Origin of the sequence: Heyndrickxia sp. FSL W8-0496, from assembly GCF_038007825.1 — a bacterium.
GTDB lineage: Bacteria > Bacillota > Bacilli > Bacillales > Bacillaceae_C > Heyndrickxia > Heyndrickxia oleronia.
This window is the reverse complement of sequence record NZ_JBBOXX010000001.1, coordinates 4,992,429-5,011,146: the sequence shown is the minus strand read 5'-3', so window position 1 is coordinate 5,011,146 and position 18,718 is coordinate 4,992,429. Positions and strand designations below refer to the sequence as shown.

Annotated in this window: 22 protein-coding genes; 14 read left to right on the top strand and 8 right to left on the bottom strand. The window is 36.2% G+C overall.

Annotated features, from left to right (window positions below):
- Positions 1-2 precede the first annotated feature (2 nt).
- The 6 genes from NST63_RS25410 to pdxK form a co-directional block, all read right to left on the bottom strand.
- On the bottom strand, positions 3-662 hold the full coding sequence (locus tag NST63_RS25410) for a TetR/AcrR family transcriptional regulator (RefSeq protein WP_212945050.1): 660 nt from the start codon (positions 660-662) through the stop codon (positions 3-5).
- A gap of 44 nt (positions 663-706) precedes the next feature.
- On the bottom strand, positions 707-1,762 hold the full coding sequence (locus NST63_RS25405) for an ABC transporter permease (protein WP_341044036.1): 1,056 nt from the start codon (positions 1,760-1,762) through the stop codon (positions 707-709).
- Complete coding sequence (locus NST63_RS25400; protein WP_341044035.1) at positions 1,740-2,480, bottom strand: ABC transporter ATP-binding protein; 741 nt, start codon at positions 2,478-2,480, stop codon at positions 1,740-1,742. The genes NST63_RS25405 and NST63_RS25400 overlap by 23 nt, the downstream gene beginning before the upstream one ends.
- Before the next feature lie 415 nt (positions 2,481-2,895).
- Entirely contained in the window at positions 2,896-3,579 is a 684-nt protein-coding gene (bshB2, locus tag NST63_RS25395; protein WP_058005748.1) for a bacillithiol biosynthesis deacetylase BshB2, read from the bottom strand.
- A gap of 29 nt (positions 3,580-3,608) precedes the next feature.
- The gene (locus NST63_RS25390; RefSeq protein ID WP_071977497.1) at positions 3,609-3,956 is read right to left on the bottom strand and encodes a YojF family protein; all 348 of its coding nucleotides are present in this window, start codon (positions 3,954-3,956) and stop codon (positions 3,609-3,611) included.
- Between the two features lie 141 nt (positions 3,957-4,097).
- The gene (pdxK, locus tag NST63_RS25385; RefSeq protein ID WP_071977498.1) at positions 4,098-4,913 is read right to left on the bottom strand and encodes a pyridoxine/pyridoxal/pyridoxamine kinase; all 816 of its coding nucleotides are present in this window, start codon (positions 4,911-4,913) and stop codon (positions 4,098-4,100) included.
- 1,009 nt (positions 4,914-5,922) lie between these two features.
- Between pdxK and rsgA the strand changes: the two genes are divergently transcribed.
- The 12 genes from rsgA to NST63_RS25325 all read left to right on the top strand — a co-directional run bounded on the left by rsgA (position 5,923) and on the right by NST63_RS25325 (position 16,562).
- On the top strand, positions 5,923-6,981 hold the full coding sequence (rsgA, locus tag NST63_RS25380; protein ID WP_341044034.1) for a ribosome small subunit-dependent GTPase A: 1,059 nt from the start codon (positions 5,923-5,925) through the stop codon (positions 6,979-6,981).
- A 362-nt stretch (positions 6,982-7,343) separates the two neighbouring features.
- Entirely contained in the window at positions 7,344-8,015 is a 672-nt protein-coding gene (locus NST63_RS25375; protein WP_212945054.1) for a response regulator transcription factor, read from the top strand.
- A complete protein-coding gene (locus NST63_RS25370) occupies positions 8,012-9,373 on the top strand; it encodes a HAMP domain-containing sensor histidine kinase (protein ID WP_341044033.1) in 1,362 nt (453 codons plus the stop codon). The genes NST63_RS25375 and NST63_RS25370 overlap by 4 nt, the downstream gene beginning before the upstream one ends.
- A gap of 103 nt (positions 9,374-9,476) precedes the next feature.
- Complete coding sequence (locus NST63_RS25365) at positions 9,477-11,177, top strand: methyl-accepting chemotaxis protein (RefSeq protein WP_212945056.1); 1,701 nt, start codon at positions 9,477-9,479, stop codon at positions 11,175-11,177.
- A 126-nt stretch (positions 11,178-11,303) separates the two neighbouring features.
- Positions 11,304-12,218, top strand: a complete 915-nt coding sequence (locus NST63_RS25360; protein WP_212945057.1) for an ABC transporter ATP-binding protein — start codon at positions 11,304-11,306, stop codon at positions 12,216-12,218.
- A complete protein-coding gene (locus NST63_RS25355) occupies positions 12,215-12,925 on the top strand; it encodes an ABC transporter permease (protein ID WP_341044032.1) in 711 nt (236 codons plus the stop codon). Before NST63_RS25360 ends, NST63_RS25355 begins: the two co-directional genes overlap by 4 nt.
- Positions 12,926-13,651, top strand: a complete 726-nt coding sequence (locus NST63_RS25350; RefSeq protein ID WP_212945059.1) for an ABC transporter permease — start codon at positions 12,926-12,928, stop codon at positions 13,649-13,651. It abuts the gene before it with no gap.
- Positions 13,652-13,832: 181 nt separating this feature from the next.
- On the top strand, positions 13,833-14,216 hold the full coding sequence (locus NST63_RS25345) for a VOC family protein (protein ID WP_078109663.1): 384 nt from the start codon (positions 13,833-13,835) through the stop codon (positions 14,214-14,216).
- 12 nt (positions 14,217-14,228) lie between these two features.
- Positions 14,229-14,852 (top strand): molybdenum cofactor guanylyltransferase, encoded by a 624-nt coding sequence (gene mobA, locus NST63_RS25340; protein WP_078109664.1) that lies wholly within the window; start codon positions 14,229-14,231, stop codon positions 14,850-14,852.
- Positions 14,842-15,306 (top strand): molybdenum cofactor biosynthesis protein MoaE, encoded by a 465-nt coding sequence (locus NST63_RS25335; protein WP_058005760.1) that lies wholly within the window; start codon positions 14,842-14,844, stop codon positions 15,304-15,306. The genes mobA and NST63_RS25335 overlap by 11 nt, the downstream gene beginning before the upstream one ends.
- Positions 15,299-15,532: a molybdopterin converting factor subunit 1 gene (gene moaD, locus NST63_RS25330; protein WP_212945060.1), complete on the top strand. Its 234-nt coding sequence runs from the start codon at positions 15,299-15,301 to the stop codon at positions 15,530-15,532. Before NST63_RS25335 ends, moaD begins: the two co-directional genes overlap by 8 nt.
- Positions 15,533-15,539: 7 nt before the next feature.
- Positions 15,540-16,562 carry a ThiF family adenylyltransferase gene (locus NST63_RS25325; protein WP_212945061.1) on the top strand — a complete coding sequence of 341 codons (1,023 nt, stop codon included), beginning with the start codon at positions 15,540-15,542 and terminating at the stop codon, positions 16,560-16,562.
- 73 nt (positions 16,563-16,635) lie between these two features.
- On the opposite strand, the gene NST63_RS25320 is transcribed toward NST63_RS25325, so the two are convergent.
- The gene (locus NST63_RS25320; RefSeq protein WP_078109668.1) at positions 16,636-16,995 is read right to left on the bottom strand and encodes a general stress protein; all 360 of its coding nucleotides are present in this window, start codon (positions 16,993-16,995) and stop codon (positions 16,636-16,638) included.
- 397 nt (positions 16,996-17,392) lie between these two features.
- Between NST63_RS25320 and NST63_RS25315 the strand changes: the two genes are divergently transcribed.
- Together NST63_RS25315 and NST63_RS25310 are read left to right on the top strand one after the other, a co-directional pair.
- On the top strand, positions 17,393-17,671 hold the full coding sequence (locus NST63_RS25315) for a YwdI family protein (RefSeq protein WP_212945062.1): 279 nt from the start codon (positions 17,393-17,395) through the stop codon (positions 17,669-17,671).
- Positions 17,672-17,744: 73 nt separating this feature from the next.
- Positions 17,745-18,116 carry a DUF423 domain-containing protein gene (locus NST63_RS25310; protein WP_212945063.1) on the top strand — a complete coding sequence of 124 codons (372 nt, stop codon included), beginning with the start codon at positions 17,745-17,747 and terminating at the stop codon, positions 18,114-18,116.
- A gap of 86 nt (positions 18,117-18,202) precedes the next feature.
- Here NST63_RS25310 and gerQ read toward each other — a convergent pair whose 3' ends face one another.
- Positions 18,203-18,673, bottom strand: a complete 471-nt coding sequence (gerQ, locus tag NST63_RS25305) for a spore coat protein GerQ (protein WP_058005766.1) — start codon at positions 18,671-18,673, stop codon at positions 18,203-18,205.
- Positions 18,674-18,718: the final 45 nt, after the last annotated feature.

The following is an 18,718-nucleotide window of genomic DNA, read 5'->3' as shown; positions in this document are numbered from 1 at the left end:
TATTAACACTCCTCTTGCTTGACCGACAAACCATGTAAAATAAACTGAATCGTTCTTTCAATTTCTAGTTCATCTTCCCAGTCTGCTTCGGGAAACATTAAATATCGTCCGATCACAAATCCGAGGATAGATGATGCAATCAATCTAATGGCCGATGGTGGCGGTAACTGTATCATTTCTCCTTTCTTTTGATAGGCCTCCACAATAACTTTCAAACGCTCATATACTTTATTCATGACATGTTCTTTAAATTGTTCTCGTAATTCAGGATGGAAGGGGATTTCCTGTATGAGGATCTTTATGGATGGCAAATGTTTTTTTGCATATTCCATTCTGTTAATGATGACCGCTCTTAGAAAGTCTTCCAGGCTTTGATGCTCAGATAATAGGACCTTGTTAAAATCACGAATAAAAAGTGGCGCCATAAATTTGGCCATTGTTGGTGCAATAATCGATAGCAATAAATCTTTTTTTGTCTTATAATGGCGAAATATTGTTCCCTCCGCTACGCCGGCTTTTTTGGCAATTTCACTAGTTGAAGTACCCGAATATCCTTTTTCAGAAAAAATTTCAACCGCAGCTTCAAGAATTTTCTTTTGTTTTTCTGTCATGTTTTCTTGGTTTTCAAAAAGCATTTCAAAAATATCCTCTTTTTCAGGCATGAAACCACTCCGATCTATTCGATCATGTCGAAAATACTCATCCTTTATATTTTACGATACTTTTTTAAAGCAAACACGTTTAAAACGACAAAGAGAAGAGCAAATCCAAAAAGTATTAATAAATTTGTACGTATATCACTAAAGCCCTTTCCCATATACATGATACTTCGTAAAGCATCTCCACCGTAATACATAGGCATAATTTTTGCGACCGCTTGGAGCCAATTAGCCATTCCATCAACCGGTAAAATTCCTGCGAAAAATACTTGTGGAATAACAATAACAGGAATAAATTGCATCATTTGAAACTCCGTATTGGCAAATGCAGATAGTAAAGTCCCTAATGATAATGCAACAAGGGCTAACAATAAACTTATCAGCAGTACATTCCAGATAGAGCCTATCAGTGTTATATCTAAAATTTTTGTTGCATACAACACAATAATAACGGTCTGAATAATAGCAAAGATGCCATAGCCAAATAAATAACCGAGGACAATTTCACTTCGTTTGATAGGTGTTGCCACTAATCTTTCTAACGTACCTGTTGTTCGCTCCCTTAAAAGGGCAATTCCGGAAATAAGGAAAACGAAGAAAAAGACAAAGAATCCAACGAGAATGGGACTTAGTACATCAAAAAAGCTCGTATTTTTATTTCCATATACATAAGAAATATCCATATCCGGGCTCTGTAACGAAGTATTAGATACTTCATTTGCCTGCTTCATCTTCATTTCTAAAGTAAATAGTTGTTGAATTTTCATTTGTAATGCTTTGGCTGATGATGGGTCTGCGTTTTTTAACAGCAAGGTAGCATGATTATGGTCCATTTGAATCATGCCATCTAAATCCTTATTGATTAGTGTCTTCTCATTTAGTGATGTATATTTTTTTATTTGGATATCATTCTTTTCAAGCTGTTGGATGAATGAAGGATCCATGTTTGTTACACCAATTGTCATTTTTTTAGTTGAATCATTAGTAAATAGAAAGTGAACAAGTGTGAGAATGATGAGAGGTGCAATCATCATTAATGCTAATGTACGCTTATCTCGTATCATTTGCCGGCAGATCCTTTTAATTAATGCTGATATTTTCATTTCTTCTCCCCCCAGCCTTTAAAAATACTGCCTCTATTTGATTTACTTTGTACATCTTCATTAATTCTGCAGGTGAGCCAGTGGCAAGGATCTCTCCATCTCGAACCATTGCTAGACAATCACATTTTTCCGCCTCGTCCATGACATGTGTGGTGACGAGAATGGTCTTTCCAGCTTTTTTTAAATTGGCTAGCTCATTCCATATCGAGAGTCTTAGCTCTGGATCAATTCCAACTGTCGGTTCATCGAGAATGAGTATTTCAGGGTTATGAACTAAAGCGATAGCAAGAGATAGTCTCCGTTTCATGCCTCCGGAATAAGCTCCTACTTTTTTTGAGAGATGAGATGTAAGGTCTACTAATCTAGCTGCATAGGCAATTCGTTGCTTTAATTCTGCCTTTTTTAATTTAAACAAAGAAGCAAAGAAAACCATGTTTTCTTCTCCTGTTAGTTCAGGATAAAGTGCATCAGATTGAGCCATATAGCCAATCCTTTGTAGAATATTAAGATTAGGCATTGTCGTATTTAATACATAAACAGTGCCTTTTGATGCAGAGTCCATGCCAACAATAATTTTTATTAATGTAGTCTTCCCAGAGCCTGAAGGACCGATTAGGCCATAGATTTGCCCGGAACGGATGGATAAATCAATCTTGGATAAGACATTCTTTTTTCCAAAGCTCTTGCTTACCTGATTAATCTGAATGACAGGATCCATTTAAAATACCCCCTAATTAGAAAATGAGTGATTACTCACTTTAAATCATAAAGGGGGTTGGTATCTGATGTCAATCACAAAATGAGTGATTACTCACTTTGGGTGTGTAATGGAAGACACATAATCATAAATAGGGGGGAGAAATTTCCTTCATGTGAGAGATTAAGGACAAATGCCTTAGGGGAAAGTGTCCGCTTGAAAGAATATACCAAACTAACCCTATTAAACAAAGCTTTTACTCCCAATAAAGGATTCTAGCGGTTCTTATGGAGATTGCAGCTCTTTCTCAGTAAAATGATACGCATAGCAATCCTCAGACGATATTTAATCGTTATAACTTTACTTAAATAGCAACAATGTTTGAGAAAAGAGCCTAAACAAAAAAGCTACCCTTTAGGGTAGCCTGCTGTATAAATTATTTCACTTGATCATTTTCCCATTGGTAGTTCCAAAATCTTTCGTATTGTAGCCATGCGAGGGTTTCGGGATCTTTTTGCTTTAATTTTTCCTCACGATCAGCAATCATCCAACCAGTTTGTGAGATATGTGCTTTCATGGCACCGATTTTTTGATCAGTTACCGCACTTACATCATTGATGACATCCGGAGCTCCGATTTCTTCTTCGTGATTATTAGAAAACGCAACACAATGGAGCTTTGGTCGTTGTTCAACAGGTAGACGTCTCACGGCACGGACAACAGCTCTTCCGGTTGCTTCGTGATCTGGATGGACGGAATAACCTGGGTAAAAGGTGATAATAAGTGAAGGATTTAATTCTTCGATGAGACCTGTTACCATTTTTGTTAGTTTTTCATCATCCTCAAATTCAACTGTTTTATCTCTGTAACCCATCATTCTTAAATCTTGAATTCCCATGACTTCTGCTGCTTTTTGAAGTTCCTTTTTTCGAATGTTAGGCAATGACTCTCTTGTTGCAAATGGAGGATTTCCAAGATTTCTCCCCATTTCTCCAAGGGTTAAGCATGCATAAGTAACTGGTGTTCCGTTATTGACATGCGTGGAAATGGTGCCTGATACACCAAAGGCTTCATCATCGGGATGTGGGAATATAACTAGAACTTGACGTTCTTTTTCCATAAAAAAAACTCCTTTCAACTTTTTGTCTTTTATTCAAATGGTGTTTCACTAATTTCTAGTGCAACTGCAAGTTTCCCGTCATATCCATGGCCGGCCAGAAGCAAACGTCCTAGGTCATCTACTTCAAAATGGGTTAAGCCTTCCGCATAAATCCAGCCGATTGCAAGCTTCAATCCTACACGGTAAGGACCATCTCCAATAATCTTCCCATGTTCGTAACTTACTTGGGCATTTCTTATATATGCTCCAGCGGAAAAAAAGGATTCATTAAAATGAGACGCATAAGCCCCATTAGTTGTTTCTAAATGTATATAGACCGTCTTACCTGATAACTCATTGATTTTTTCTTGCACAGCGGAGATTTGTATAGGCTCCATTTAAGAACCCTCCTTTTATAAAAATATTATCTACAAATCAATATAAATAAAGTATGTGATTATTTTACTAAAAATAGAAGGGGAAAGCGAAGAGATTGCTTTATAGAAAAAAAGGAGTGGGTCTCCACTCCTCTTTAAAGATTATTTATTTGCTACAAAACGTGTGTATGCACCATGCATTACAGGTCCAACATATTGATTTAGTTTAAATCCATGTTCTATAGCAGCTGCTACAAATTTTTTCGCTAGGCTAACTGCTTCTTTTACAGAGCTTCCTTTTGCAAGCTCTGCAGTAATGGCTGCAGCAAATGTACAACCTGCCCCATGATTATATGTTGTATCTATTTTTTCATTTTCAAGTAAGGTAAATTCTGAACCATCATAGAATAAGTCAATAGCTTTATCATGATCTAGTTGTTTACCACCTTTAATAACTACATTTTTTGCCCCAAGATCATGAATTTTTACAGCTGCTGTCTTCATCTCATCGATAGTTTTAATTGGACCCGTTTTTGCAAGTTGTCCAGCCTCGAATAGATTTGGTGTAACAATCATTGCGCGTGGTACTAATAATTCCCGCATAGCATCTGTATTTTCAGGCTGTAAAACCTCATCTTCACCTTTACATACCATAACAGGATCAATGACGACCTGAGTTAGTTTATGCTCATCAATTTTACGGGCAGCTAACTCGATAATATCTACTGAACCGAGCATACCTGTTTTCATTGCATCAATTCCGACAGATAGAATCGTTTCTAATTGTGGTTCAACCGTTTTTACATCAATTGGGAATACATTATGATGCCAGTCATTATTTGGATCCATGGCAACAATGGATGTTAAGGCAGTCATCCCATAGACACCTAGTTCCTGGAATGTTTTTAAATCTGCTTGAATTCCTGCTCCACCACTTGAATCAGATCCTGCTAGAGTTAAAGTTTTTTTCATTGTCATGACTACTTCCTCCTCAATCAACGCGATAGATGAATTTTGATGAAAGGCTCTTTTCTTAAACTTTTGCTATTTAGTAAAAATATTCTTACTATCGATTTTTTTACGGTTGTTTTCTGTCTTCCTTTTTAGAATACAGAAAAGAGCTCGTAGCCTTAATTATAGGCTATAATCTATAGGCGAAAAGCAATAGGCTAAATCCTTTGGTGATTTGAACAATCCATGCGAAAACAGCCTTCCGAAATGAGTTCTATTTTAGAATAAACTAATAATTACATGATGACAAATGGATTTAACTGATAAAAGAAAAAAAGGGCGATTTTACAGTCCATATACATAAAAAGGCTCTTTTCAAAAATATTGTTGCTATATGTAAGTAAGGTTTTATCAAAAATCGATCGGTTAAAGGCAGCTACATCTTCTATTTCATAGAGAAATGAAAAACAACTGAATCCTTTACTGGGTTAAAAGCAAGCAGTTGGACATTTACAAAACCAACAAACTATACAAAAACTGCCTTAAAAAAAGACTTTCTGTAAAGAATTTGTCGGTCGCACTACCTCATTATAGTATGGTAATCTCTAAAAAAGATCCATCTTTTGAGGTGAGCATTATGACAAATATTTATCAGAAAGCCTTTAAAAAAAGGGGGGATCATCGTCTTTCATTAGTATGGTCAGATTCTATGAATCTATACATCAAAATTTGAATAAAATCAATTTTTCGAAAAAAATATTTACAATTCACAGTTAACGGTATACAATAAGATCAATTAATACCAAAAAAAATTCCTGGAGGTGCATATATGATGAAAAATACATTAATTGCAGTTACATTCAATTTCATAATGCAGTCCATGGGAAATAATGATATTTAGTATTTTCTGTTTTTACCATTAATGAATTTCTCTATATTCATGTATTGAATTAAAGACCATGGACTGCGACAAATCAGTTCATGGTTTTATTTTATTTAAAAATAATCATTACATTGAAAATGGAGGAAATTCAATTTGAATTTACAAACATTAGGCTGGAATCAATATTTTGAGGAAGCATTTAAAGAGTATAAAGAACAAGGTTATGAAGTGGGAAGAGTTATTTTAGAGCATAAAAGAATCTATCGTGTGTTAACAGAGAAGGGAGAACTGCTTGCAGAAGTTTCAGGGAAGATGCGTTTTCAAGCCTTGGAGCGACAAGACTATCCTGCAATAGGAGATTGGGTTGTGCTCACGCCTAGGTATGAAGAAAACAAGGCAACTATTCATGATATTTTGCCTAGAAAAAGCAAATTTTCTAGAAAAGTTGCCGGTATGACAACAGAGGAACAGATAGTTGCAACAAATGTGGACACAATTTTTCTTGTAAATGCATTGAATGCAGATTTTAATATTCGCAGGATTGAACGGTATGTATTAACTGCATGGGAAAGCGGAGCAAACCCAGTTATCATTTTAAGCAAGTCCGATTTATGTGAGGATATCGAGGAAAAGATTGCGCAGGTTGAATCTGTAGCATTTGGTGTTCCTATTCATGCAATTAGTGCCGAGCAGAATATAGGGATGGATCAGCTTGCTCCATATGTATATGAAGGTCAGACAATTGCTTTACTAGGTTCCTCGGGCGTTGGGAAATCAACCCTTACGAATGCATTATTAGGTAGTACGAAGCAAGAGGTGCAATCTGTGCGCGAAGGTGATGATCGTGGACGTCATACAACGACCCATCGTGAATTAATTATTTTAGATAAAGGCGGTATATTAATTGATACGCCGGGGATGCGTGAATTACAGCTTTGGGAAGCTGATGAAGGCTTTAGTCAGAGTTTTTCTGATGTGGAGGCGTTGGCTGAGAATTGTCGCTTTAGAGATTGCTCTCATATGAAAGAACCAGGCTGTGCTATACAAGAAGCGATTGATGATGGGATTTTAGAAAGAGATAGATATAATAGCTATGTTAAATTACAAAAAGAGCTTGCCTTTCTAGAAAGGAAGGAAAATAAGCGAGCAGCACTTTTAGAAAAGGCGAAGTGGAAAAAGATTTCAAGTACTCAAAAAAAGAGTAAGAGATAAGAAAAGCGGAAAGCACCTTGTTCTAGTATTAACAAGCGATTATTCTCTTTAAGAGGAAGTTAGCTTTTTGACCTATGCTGTTTTCGTCCAATAAAGAATTCAGCGGTTCTTATTGGGTGCAGCACTTTTCCCAATGAAATGAAAGGTGTAGCGTACTTCAACCGATATTTATTAATTAAAACTTTTATTAATTAGCAACAAAGTATGAGAAGGGCCTTGACCTAAAAGGGCTAGGACCTGGACATTGAATTCGATAGTTTCTTATCTGTTAAAATGGGGACCTCTAGATTAGGTCCCCTTTAAAAATTTTAAAACTAATAATATACTAATTCCAGATATAGTTAATTAAGGTGGAATGCGAAATGGTACAGATTTTATACATAGAGGATGATCATGAAATTGGCAAATGGGTCACAGAAGAATTACATGATAGAGGTTATAAAGTGAAATGGCTTCAAACAGGTGAAGGATCTTTGGGATATATACAGGAAGCGGATATTGTTGTATTAGATGTTATGCTCCCTGGCTTAGATGGATTTACTATAGGAAAACGTTTGAAAAAGGAAGCACCAAATGTACCCATCATGATGTTATCTGCACGGACTTCTGTGGAGGATAAGCTACAAGGTTTAGAGTTCTCTGATGACTATTTAACGAAACCGTTCCATCCAGATGAGCTTGTAGCTAGAATCGAAGTCTTATTAAGAAGGTTTCAGAAGCAGAAAAGGGAATCGTTTATTATCCAGCATTTAGAAATTATTCCATCCGAAAACAGGATTATTGATCAGCGAACAGGAGATGAAATTCTCCTTACTGGAAAGCAATATCATATCTTTCATTACTTTTTAAAGCATCCAAATCAAATATTAACGAAAGAACAAATTTATGAAGGTGTATGGGAAGAGCCTTATATTGATGGAGATAAAACATTAATGGTCCATATTCGCTATCTACGTGAAAAAGTTGAACAAGATCCTGCAAATCCCAAAATTATTGAAACGATCAGAGGAATCGGCTATCGGGTGAGGCAATGAAGCTTAGACATTCAATCCTTGGGAAGTTCCTCCTTATCATTATGATTGCCGTATTATTTATTCCTATAGTCATTCCGGTTACTTCAGCCATTTTTTATATCCCCATTCTGACGAGGGATCAAGGAGATACAGATAATTATTATAACGGTGTTGATTTAGAGAAGATGTGGCACAAAGAAGCAGCCTTATTGGGCGAAGCCGATGCCAGAGAGATTAATAATAAGCTTATTGAAATAAAAGAAAAATACCCAGATGCTACATTATTTTGGGTGAATAATGAGGGGAAAACGCAAAAGCAATTACCAGTAAAAGAAGGGATTCCACAAATTTGGAGCTCTTCCTTTACGGTTGATTTTATGAAGAAAAGCTATGATAGTGATCCTTTTACGACGGTTGCTTTTATCGGCGGAAATAGGCAAAAAGGATTTATGGTTTTGCAAATGCCCCGTAACAGAATGAATGCACCAATTGACGAACTAAGAAGTCGTTATGATTTTCTTTATAGTGTAGGGTTGCTTGGCTTATTTGTTATCTTTATTTTTCTTTCCTGGTTATTTGTTTATAAGCTACGAAAACGTCTCCTTTATTTGCAAAATGCAATGGCAGAGAAAGGTCCCCATGGAATTCCGGAGCCAGTTTCTGTAGGGAAAAAGGATGAAATTGGTCAGTTAGAGCATGCCTTTAATCGAATGATTGGCCAATTAAAGGAAGGAAGGGAACGAGAACAAGAAGAGGAAATGTTACGTCGTCAATTAATTGCAAATCTATCACATGATTTGCGGACGCCTCTTACTACTCTACGTGGTCATGTATATTCATTAAAAAAGGATCAATTGAGTGATCAGGGAAAAGAGTCTATCGAGATGATCGATCGAAAAATCACTTATATTGGACAATTGCTCGACAATCTTCTTTCCTACACACTATTATCTTCGGGTAAATACCCTTATTATCCACAAAAGGTAGATGTATTAAGAAATATTCGCCTAATTGTAGCTTCTTGGTATCCTGTATTTGAAAAAGAAGGTTTCAATGTAAATATTGATCTACCAGAGAAAAAGATTGAATGGACAATCGATCCAGGGTGGTTTGAACGCATTATTGATAATTTATTTCAGAATATCATTCGTCATACAAAAGAGGGAAGATATGTTGGAATTTCTGGATTCGAAATTGATGGACAATTTACTTTAATGTTAGAGGATCATGGGCAGGGATTAAACAAAGAATCAACGGATAAAGGAGCAGGAATCGGGCTTTCCATTGTTTCAATGATGTTAAAAGAAATGGATCTAACCTGGGAGATTAATTCAGATCGTCAAGGTACAAGAATAATGATAACAAATGTGAAAAAATAAGGAGTGTGATCACTCCTTATTTTTTTAACCACTAGAAAATTAATAAATTTTGTCGAAATAAAGAATGAAGATGACAAATATGTTGAAGTGGAGAAATGAACGAATGAAATGGAATGTACAAAGAAAGATTTTATTTGGATTTATTAGTGTTTTAATTTTATTACTTGTTTTAGCAGGAATTAGTTATAGTCAGCTTTTAACTGTCGATAAAACATATAGTAAATTGTTAGACGACCAAGTTGAAAAGGTTTCAATGGCAAAAGAATTAGATTTACTCTTTCAACGTCAAAGTGCAAGCATACGTGGTTATATTGTTACAAATAATTCTGATTACTATGATCAATATCAGGAGGATAAATCTCTGTATTTATATACATTGGAAAAAATACAAAAGCTTATTTCCAGTACAAAGGGTAAGCAGCTTTATGCGCAGATTGATTCGATTGATGATCAATATTTTGATGCTGTTGATCTTGAAGTGAAATTATTTAAGGAGCATAATCAGGGGGAGCTTAATAAATTTATTACCAATGATTTGAAAGGTATAAGCGAAAATTTTACCGCTAGTGTGGATGCCCTAGTAGATCATCAGCAAAAACAATTAGATAAGACTCATAATCAAGTTAGGGAAAAAGTTAATAACATTAAGGTATTTATTATTATTATTACTATATTTGCACTCTTAGTTGGTATTGTTATTGCGCTAGTAATAGGGAGAATGATTTCGAGACCAATTAAAAAAGTATCCGGTATTATGAAATTAGTATCAGAGGGCGATTTAAGGATTGATCCAGTAAAGGTTAGGTCTGAGGATGAAATTGGGGAGTTAGCTCGTTCATTTAATCAGATGGTAGAGGATCTCGCATTGGTAGTAAGACAAGTATCTGACTCTAGCATGCAGGTGGCTTCTAGTTCAGAGCAACTTACAGCTAGTGCACAGCAGAGCGCTAGTGCAGCAGAGCAAGTAACTCGTGTAATAACAGAAAATGCGAATGGAACGGAAAAGCAGCTAGAAACATTTTATGAAGTCAATGGTGCAGTAAATGAAATGGCAGAAGGAATGAACCAAATTGCACGAGCTAGTGAGGAAATGCTACATTCATCAGAAGAAACTAGTACACTTTCAGAACAAGGTGTTGCATCGATAACAAAGGTAGTAGCTCAAATGAATGAGATTCATACAACGGTTGAAGAAGCAACTAATATGATTCATTCTTTAGGAAAACATTCAGAGGATATTAGAAAGATCACTGAAATAATTACTGGTATTGCTAACCAAACAAACTTACTTGCTCTTAATGCAGCAATTGAAGCCGCAAGAGCTGGAGAGCATGGAAAAGGATTTGCTGTTGTAGCAGATGAGGTAAGAATATTAGCAGAAGAATCGCGTAAGTCTTCTGATCAAATCTCAGCTATGATTGAACAAATCCAAGCGGAAACGAAAAAAACAGTTATATCAATGGAAGCAGGAAATAATAAGGTGGAGCAAGGACTTGCTTTTTCCAATGAGGCAAATGAATCCTTTTTCAAGATATCCCAATCAATTTCCACTGTGGCAAATAGGGCGGAACACGTGTCATCGTCTGTTGAAAATATACAAAATATAACATTAAAAGTAGCTAAGGCGATGGAGGGGGCTAAAAAGATATCTGAACAGGTAGCAAATGGTAGCCAAGAAAATGCAAGTGCATCTGAAGAACAGCTAGCAACGATGGAAGAAATCGCAAGCTCGGCAGAAAGTCTGTCTCACTTAGCAGAGGAATTACAGATGGTTATTTCAAAATTTAAACTAACGCAACAATGAAATAAATGAAAAGGAGTCGCTAATAAGTCGACTTCTTTTTTTTGTTACTTTTTAAACAAAATTTAAACGATCACTAGCGCTTCATTTAACCTTGCATGACTAGAATAGGAAAAGAGGTGAGAGAAGATGAAGGAATTTATTATTAAGACAAATAATTTAACAAAAAAATTTAAAGGTAAAAAGGTAGTTAATGGTGTGAATTTAGAAATAAAAAAAGGTGAAATTTATGGATTTCTCGGCCCTAATGGGGCAGGAAAAACAACGACGATTCGCATGCTATTGGGTTTAATGAAACCTACATATGGGTCTATTCATGTTTTTAATAAGGATTTAAGGAAGGAAAAACTATCTATATTAAAAAAAGTAGGTTCACTTGTAGAATCTCCATCTTATTATGGTCATTTAACAGCAAGGGAAAACTTGGAGGCATTGAGAAGAATATTAAATGTACCTAAAACAAGAATTGATGAAGTGCTCAGTATTGTTCGTTTAAGTAATGAGGCGAACCGACCTGTGAAAGGCTATTCACTTGGGATGAAACAGCGCCTTGGTATTGCAGCCTCACTTTTAGGAAACCCAGAACTTCTTATTTTAGACGAGCCAACAAATGGATTAGATCCATCTGGGATCATCGAGATGCGTGAATTAATAAAAGACATGCCTAAGAAACATGGAATTACAGTTATCGTTTCGAGTCATTTATTAAGTGAAATGGATCAGATGGCGACACAAGTTGGAATTATCACCAAAGGCTCTATTATTTTTCAGGACTCTATTTCAGTATTAAAACAACGTTCAAAAAGCCAAATCCAGATTCTGACCAACCATAATGAATCAGCATGGCGAACGTTATTAGCGAATGGGATTAAAGCAGATTTTCACGAAGGTCATATTTTTGTAGAGGAAAGTGAGAATCAGCAAATCGCCAATGCAGTTGAAAAGCTTGTTCATCATGACTTTTCCATCTATCGTGTGGAGGAGAAAAAAATGTCCTTAGAAGATATTTTCCTTGAGCTTACGAAGGAGGCTTCTAGTTTATGATGTTCAAAGTAATTAAAGCAGACTTGCTTAAAATGAAAAGAAAGTGGATATGGTTTTTAGTTGTCCTGGGTCCCTTGGGAGTCGTCTTATTACAGGCAGCGAACTATGGACTTCGCTATGACTACTTGGTGAAACCAGGTGATGACCATTGGAAGGGGCTATTAGAAAATATACAACTTTTTATCCCAATCACCTTAGGGCTCGGTTTCACAATTATTGCCTCCATGACGGCTAATGTAGAGCATCAACAAAATGCCTGGAAGCAGCTCTTGGCACTGCCTATCTCAAAAAAATCGGTATATACTGCAAAATTTATAGCAAATGGATTCCTCCTTTTTATTTCCTGCTTTCTATTAGTTATTATGACCTGTGTTCTAGGGATTAGTTTAAAATTTGGTAGTAATATACCATACTTACAAGTTATAAAAATGAGCTTTTTTCCTTTGCTTGCAGGGATTCCTATCCTTGGATTACAGGTATGGCTTTCTATCACATTTAGAAATCAAGCATTGCCATTAACAATTGGGATATTAGGTGCAATTTTCTCGATGTATGCCATTTTAGTACCCGATTGGGTGATCTGGAAATGGCCATTATTAATTGGCGAACACCATGATTCATTATGGTTTGTCAGTATGGGGCTTGGCGTAGGTCTTATTATCTTTTTAATTGGAATGCTAGATTTTATCAAACGGGATGTGAAATAGATGTTTTGGAAAATTGTAAGATCCGAATGGCTTAAATTTAGAAAATCAAATATATGGTTATTATTATTTGTGAGTCCAGCACTTGCCTTTTTACTTGGAATATTGCAAGGCTATGAAGATTCACCAGTTCAATGGATTACTTTATATACAACGATGATTTCCATTCATGCCCTTCTCTTTATGCCATTACTGACAGGGATATTCTCCGCTTTTGTTTGTCGATATGAACACCAGGGGGGAGGATGGAAGCAATTACTCGCCCTACCTGTTTCTAGAGCACAAGTATTTTTAGGCAAAGGATTTTTGGTGATTCTTTTCTTAGCAATTACTCAGCTTCTATTTTTCATTAGTTTCTATTCAATTGGATTGATCAAGGGATTCTCAAGCAGTTTTCCTACTGAAATAGTATGGAGAGGAATTTTAGGAGGCTGGCTTGCGTGTTTACCATTAGCTGCTTTGCAGTTATGGATATCAAGTGCATGGGCGAGCTTTGCGGCGCCGCTTGCTTTAAATGTCATCCTTACCTTGCCGAATATACTTGTGGCGAACTCAGCAAAATATGGTCCGTGGTATCCATGGGCGCAGCCTTTTCTGATTATGATTCCAAAGGAAGGGGATATCGGTTCATTATATGTATCAACTGAAACCCTTTTATATGTTATATTAGGAAGCTTTATTATTTTTCTATTCTGTGGTTTTACTTATTTTCAAAAAAAAGCTGTTTAAAGAAGTTCGTGTACATTGCTTCGTTCGTGCCCATCATGTCATGTAGAAAAAGGGTAGGAAAGGCTTATTTAAAGACTTAAATATAGCTTAAAAAGTGACAGTTCTCACTGTGGGGACTGTTCTTTTCATGTTAAAGTAAGATTATAGAAATAGATACATACGCTTATAGGGGGAGTTTGTTTTGCTTCATCACTTAGAAATATATGTTTCGAATTTAGAGGAATCGGCGAAATTTTGGGGATGGTTTTTAGAAAGGCTAGGATATGAACCATTTCAAAAATGGGAGTCTGGTATCAGTTGGAAGTGTGAGAACACTTATCTAGTTTTTGTACAGACACAGGAAAAATATCTGGAGATTCCTTACCATCGTTGCCGAGTAGGATTGAATCATTTAGCCTTTCATGCGCATTCAAAAGAACAAGTGGATGATATATCGAATGAATTATTGAAAAAGGGAATAAACATTCTTTATGCTGATCGACATCCTTATGCTGGAGGAGAACATCACTATGCCTTATACTTTGAAGACCCAGATAGGATTAAAGTCGAATTAGTCGCACCTTAAAGGAGCTGAATAATGGATACAATTATACTGGCGGGTGGAAAGTCAAGTCGAATGGGAGAAAATAAAGCCTTACTAACAATTGGTGAGATGAGAGTAATTGATCGATTAGTAGATGAATATTCTACTATTTCCCATCAGATTATTCTTATCACTAACCAACCTGAGGTATATGATGATTTACGAGTTACCATAAAAAGTGATGTGAAAGAATTTAGGGGACAAGGTCCTCTTGCAGGAATATATACTGGATTAAAGGAGGCGACAACAGCTACTTCTTTAATCATAGCATGTGATATGCCTTTTGCATCAAGTGCTATGGGAGGGTGGTTAGAAGCTGAACTTGTTCAGGGAGATTATGATGCGGTGATACCTTCTGAGGACGGTCAATTACATCCTTTGTTTGGAGCTTATAATAGACGAATTGTTCCAGTTGTTCGAAATTGTTTAGTAGAGAAAAAAAGACGGGTGACTGATCTATTAAGCCAATTACATATGAAAATCGTTGAAAAACAGGATGCACCAAAGGATTTACAAGATATATGGAATGATAGCTTTTGGAATATGAATACAAAGGAAGATTACAGGCTTGCGTTAGAGATTGATAGAAGGATTAGAGGTGACAAACATGAATTATGAAATTACCAAAGAACCGATTGTGTTAGAAGCTGTTGTTCAAAAAGTTGTTCAAAGAAATGCAGGAGCTATTACTACTTTTATTGGTACTGTAAGAGAATTAACTGAGGGAAAGCGAACGGTGTATTTAGAATATGAAGCTTATGAATCCATGGCTATTAAAAAGCTTGAGCAAATTGGTAACGAGATTAGTGAGCGTTGGCCAGGTACGAAAACAGCCATAACGCATCGGATTGGACGTTTGGAAATTACTGATATTGCGGTAGTAATTGCAACATCGACTCCCCATCGTGCTGAAAGCTATGAGGCAAATCGCTATGCTATTGAACGAATAAAGGAAATGGTGCCAATTTGGAAAAAGGAATATTGGGAAGATGGAGAAGAATGGATCGGTAATCAGTTAGGAACGAAGGAATATGAAACAGGGAAACCAAAGGAGGTTGATCTTAATGATTAAAGTGATGTTATTCGCACAGTTGCGAGAGCAGGTAGGAGAAGCCGAAATAAAAATTGACGCCTTTGAGGGCTCTGTTAAAGATTTATTAGACTATTTACACGAAAAATATTCATTACTCAATATTGAAAATCTTATGATTGCAGTTAATGAGGAATTTAGCCCTACTGATACAGTTTTACAAGAAGGCGATGTTGTTGCACTCATTCCACCTGTAAGTGGAGGGTGAGAATGAAATGAGTGATCGATATTCAAGGCAAATTCTCTTTGCGCCAATTGGCATTGATGGTCAGCGACGCATAGAGAAAAAGCATGTTCTCATTATAGGTTTAGGTGCTTTAGGCTCTAGTATTTCTGAGATGCTCACTAGAGCAGGAGTAGGGAAATTAACTTTAATAGATCGAGACTATGTAGAAGAAAGTAATCTTCAACGTCAGCAATTATATACAGAAATGGATGCTAAGGAAAAAATGCCAAAAGTAGTTGCTGCTAAACATAGACTTTCTGAGATTAACCATGATGTCTACATTAATGCAATCGTTGGTGAAGCAGATATCCTTATATTAGAACAACTAGCTCCAAACGTTGATCTAATTATAGATGGAACTGATAATTTTGAAATTAGATTCATTTTGAATGATATTGCTCATAAATATAATGTTCCATGGATTTTTGGATCATGTGTTGGTAGCTTCGGTTCAACCTATACAATTATTCCGGGGAAAACTCCTTGTCTACATTGTCTGCTCCAAAAGATTCCAATGAGGGGACAAACCTGTGACACGGTCGGAATTATTGCACCAACAGTACAAATGGTCACTTCATATCAGGTAGCAGAGGCGTTGAAAATTTTAAGCGAGAGTGAGAAGTCTCTTCGGAATACGTATATTACTTTTGATCTTTGGGAGAACCAGTATTTATCAATTAAAACAAGTGATGCGATAAGAAATATGGATTGTCCAACATGTGGGAAAGAGAGAACGTATCCATTTTTGGCATTTGAGGAGCAAACAAAATTTGCTGTTCTTTGTGGGAGAAATACCGTACAAATTCGTCCATCAACTATTTCATATCTATCTTTGGGAGAACTTGCGTCCCAATGGAAACAAGCTGGATACGAGGTAAAACAAAATCCTTATTTAGTATCTATCCAAAAAGAAGAAATAAGGCTGGTTTTATTTAAGGATGGGCGTGCACTCATTCATGGGACAAACGATCCAGCAAAAGCTAGAAGGATTTATTATTCCTTAATGGGGTAGAAAGACAAAAAGAGGGCCTGACCCCCACAATCACTCTTTAGTGAGGGCCAGGCCTTTTTAATGGACGATGCAATTAAATATAGGGATTCCCTATTAGGGGTTCCTTAGTTGTTTCCTTTGATGCGATGACAACTAATTTCCCTTGATCAAGCTGTTTTTCACAATCGGCAGCTTGATGATCAGTTAAGCCTAGGGCAGACATTTTTGATCTAAGCTCGTCCCCTCTTTTTTTAAATACATTCCCCAAAGTATTTAAAACACCTTGTTCTTCTACGCCAACTTTACCTGTTTCAGTTGCTTCAGTAATATCTTTTGACCTTTCTTCCCCGTGAGCAAATATATAAATTTCACTTTTTAGATATCCTTCATTCTGTAATTCGCTAATAAGATTTGATGCTTCCAATCCATTTTCAACTATGTTTACTTTATACATGGAAAAATCTCCTCCTTTAGTTTTGAGGTCTCTATCACCTCGTCTACTATTTATATAACCGATTATTAAATGGATAAACATAATTTTTTTTATGGCTGTTTTCGTATATTTGTTGCTTTTACACCCAATATAGAATTCTGCAGTTCTACTAAAGATTGCAGCTCTTTTTCTAGTAAAACGAAAGGACTACCGATCTTCAGACGATATTTATTAGTTAAATTTCACTTTAATAGCAACAATGGTTTAGAAAAGAGCCTTTTTAAAAGATTTTGAATTATGACAAATAACTACATGTTTCACGTGAAACATGTCGAATGAAGTTAAATGTGTAAAGGGAGGATTTAAACTAAGTGTGGTAAAATAACTCATAACAATTCATATAATTGGAGATGAAAGAATGAGTATATCAGTGACGTCTTTATTAAATAGAATGGAACAGGAAATCACTTTTGCAAAAAACGTAGATGATAAAGGAAAATTGAAGAATCATATTTATTCAATTAAGACGCTTTGTGAGATTATTTTATCTAATGATCAAGAGGTTGCTGGAATGGGAGATGTGCAACGAAAGCACCAGCAAAATTTCTCTACGACTGTTTCCTCTATTACATTAACGGAAAATAAACCACTTAAAACAGATGATGGGGCAAATGGGGAGTCAATTTTTGATTTCTAGACGTACTTTTCATAAAATGAAAATGAATGGATAGGCAAAAATGTAGTACTTATAAAAAGAAGGAGTGAAAAGGTTGAAGGTATTTATTATTATTGGTGCAATTAATGCATTTCTATCAGTTGCTCTTGGCGCATTTGGAGCACATGGCCTGGCAGATAAATTAGATCCGAAATATCTAGACATTTGGAAAACAGGGGTAAACTATCAAATGTTCCATGCTTTAGGGATTATTGCGGTCGGCATCATTGCTGGTAATATACAGGGTTCCTCACTTATTTCTTGGTCTGGCTGGTTAATGTTAGTTGGTATTATTCTATTCTCTGGAAGCTTATATATATTAAGCCTAACCAAGATTGGTATATTAGGAGCAATTACCCCTATTGGGGGAGTGGCATTTTTAGTAGCTTGGGTTCTGTTAGTTATAGCCGCAGTAAAATACCTATAAAAATATGGCTGTCTTCAAGGCTCCAACCCCACATGAATTATTATTCAGTCGTGGGGTCAGCGCTTTAACTTGTAGACAGCCTTGTTTTATCTTGGGGAATACGTAGAAAGATTTGGAGCAGCTCCGAATGGATACTCGTATTCAATTTCCTCACTAAATGTAATGTAATCTACATAAACCATTGGAATTAAGTTACGTTCCCCAGATTGTGGGTCACTTAAAATAACATGATCCCGTCCTGCAGCTTCAATAATTCCTTTAAATATCTTTGCATTCCACTCTCGGTTATTTTCAAAAGTGGCATGCAAAGTGACTAGCTTTCCTTTGTTTAGACGTAAAATATTCTCAATATACGATTGCTCAGGTGGCAGCATGCCTGGAACATTAGGTCCAGTTGCGTTTGAGCCTCCCCCTTGTTGAGGTGAAAATGGAATACCTGCTGGTGGTACTTGTTGCTGTGCAGTATACTGTGGAGGATACCCCCCATAATATCCCTGTGATCCAGAACCCTGCGGGGCTTGGTAACCATAAGGTGGATTATAATTTGACTTTGACAAACTTCTCCCTCCCTAACGAAAATTTCTCTATTTACTGATTAATCG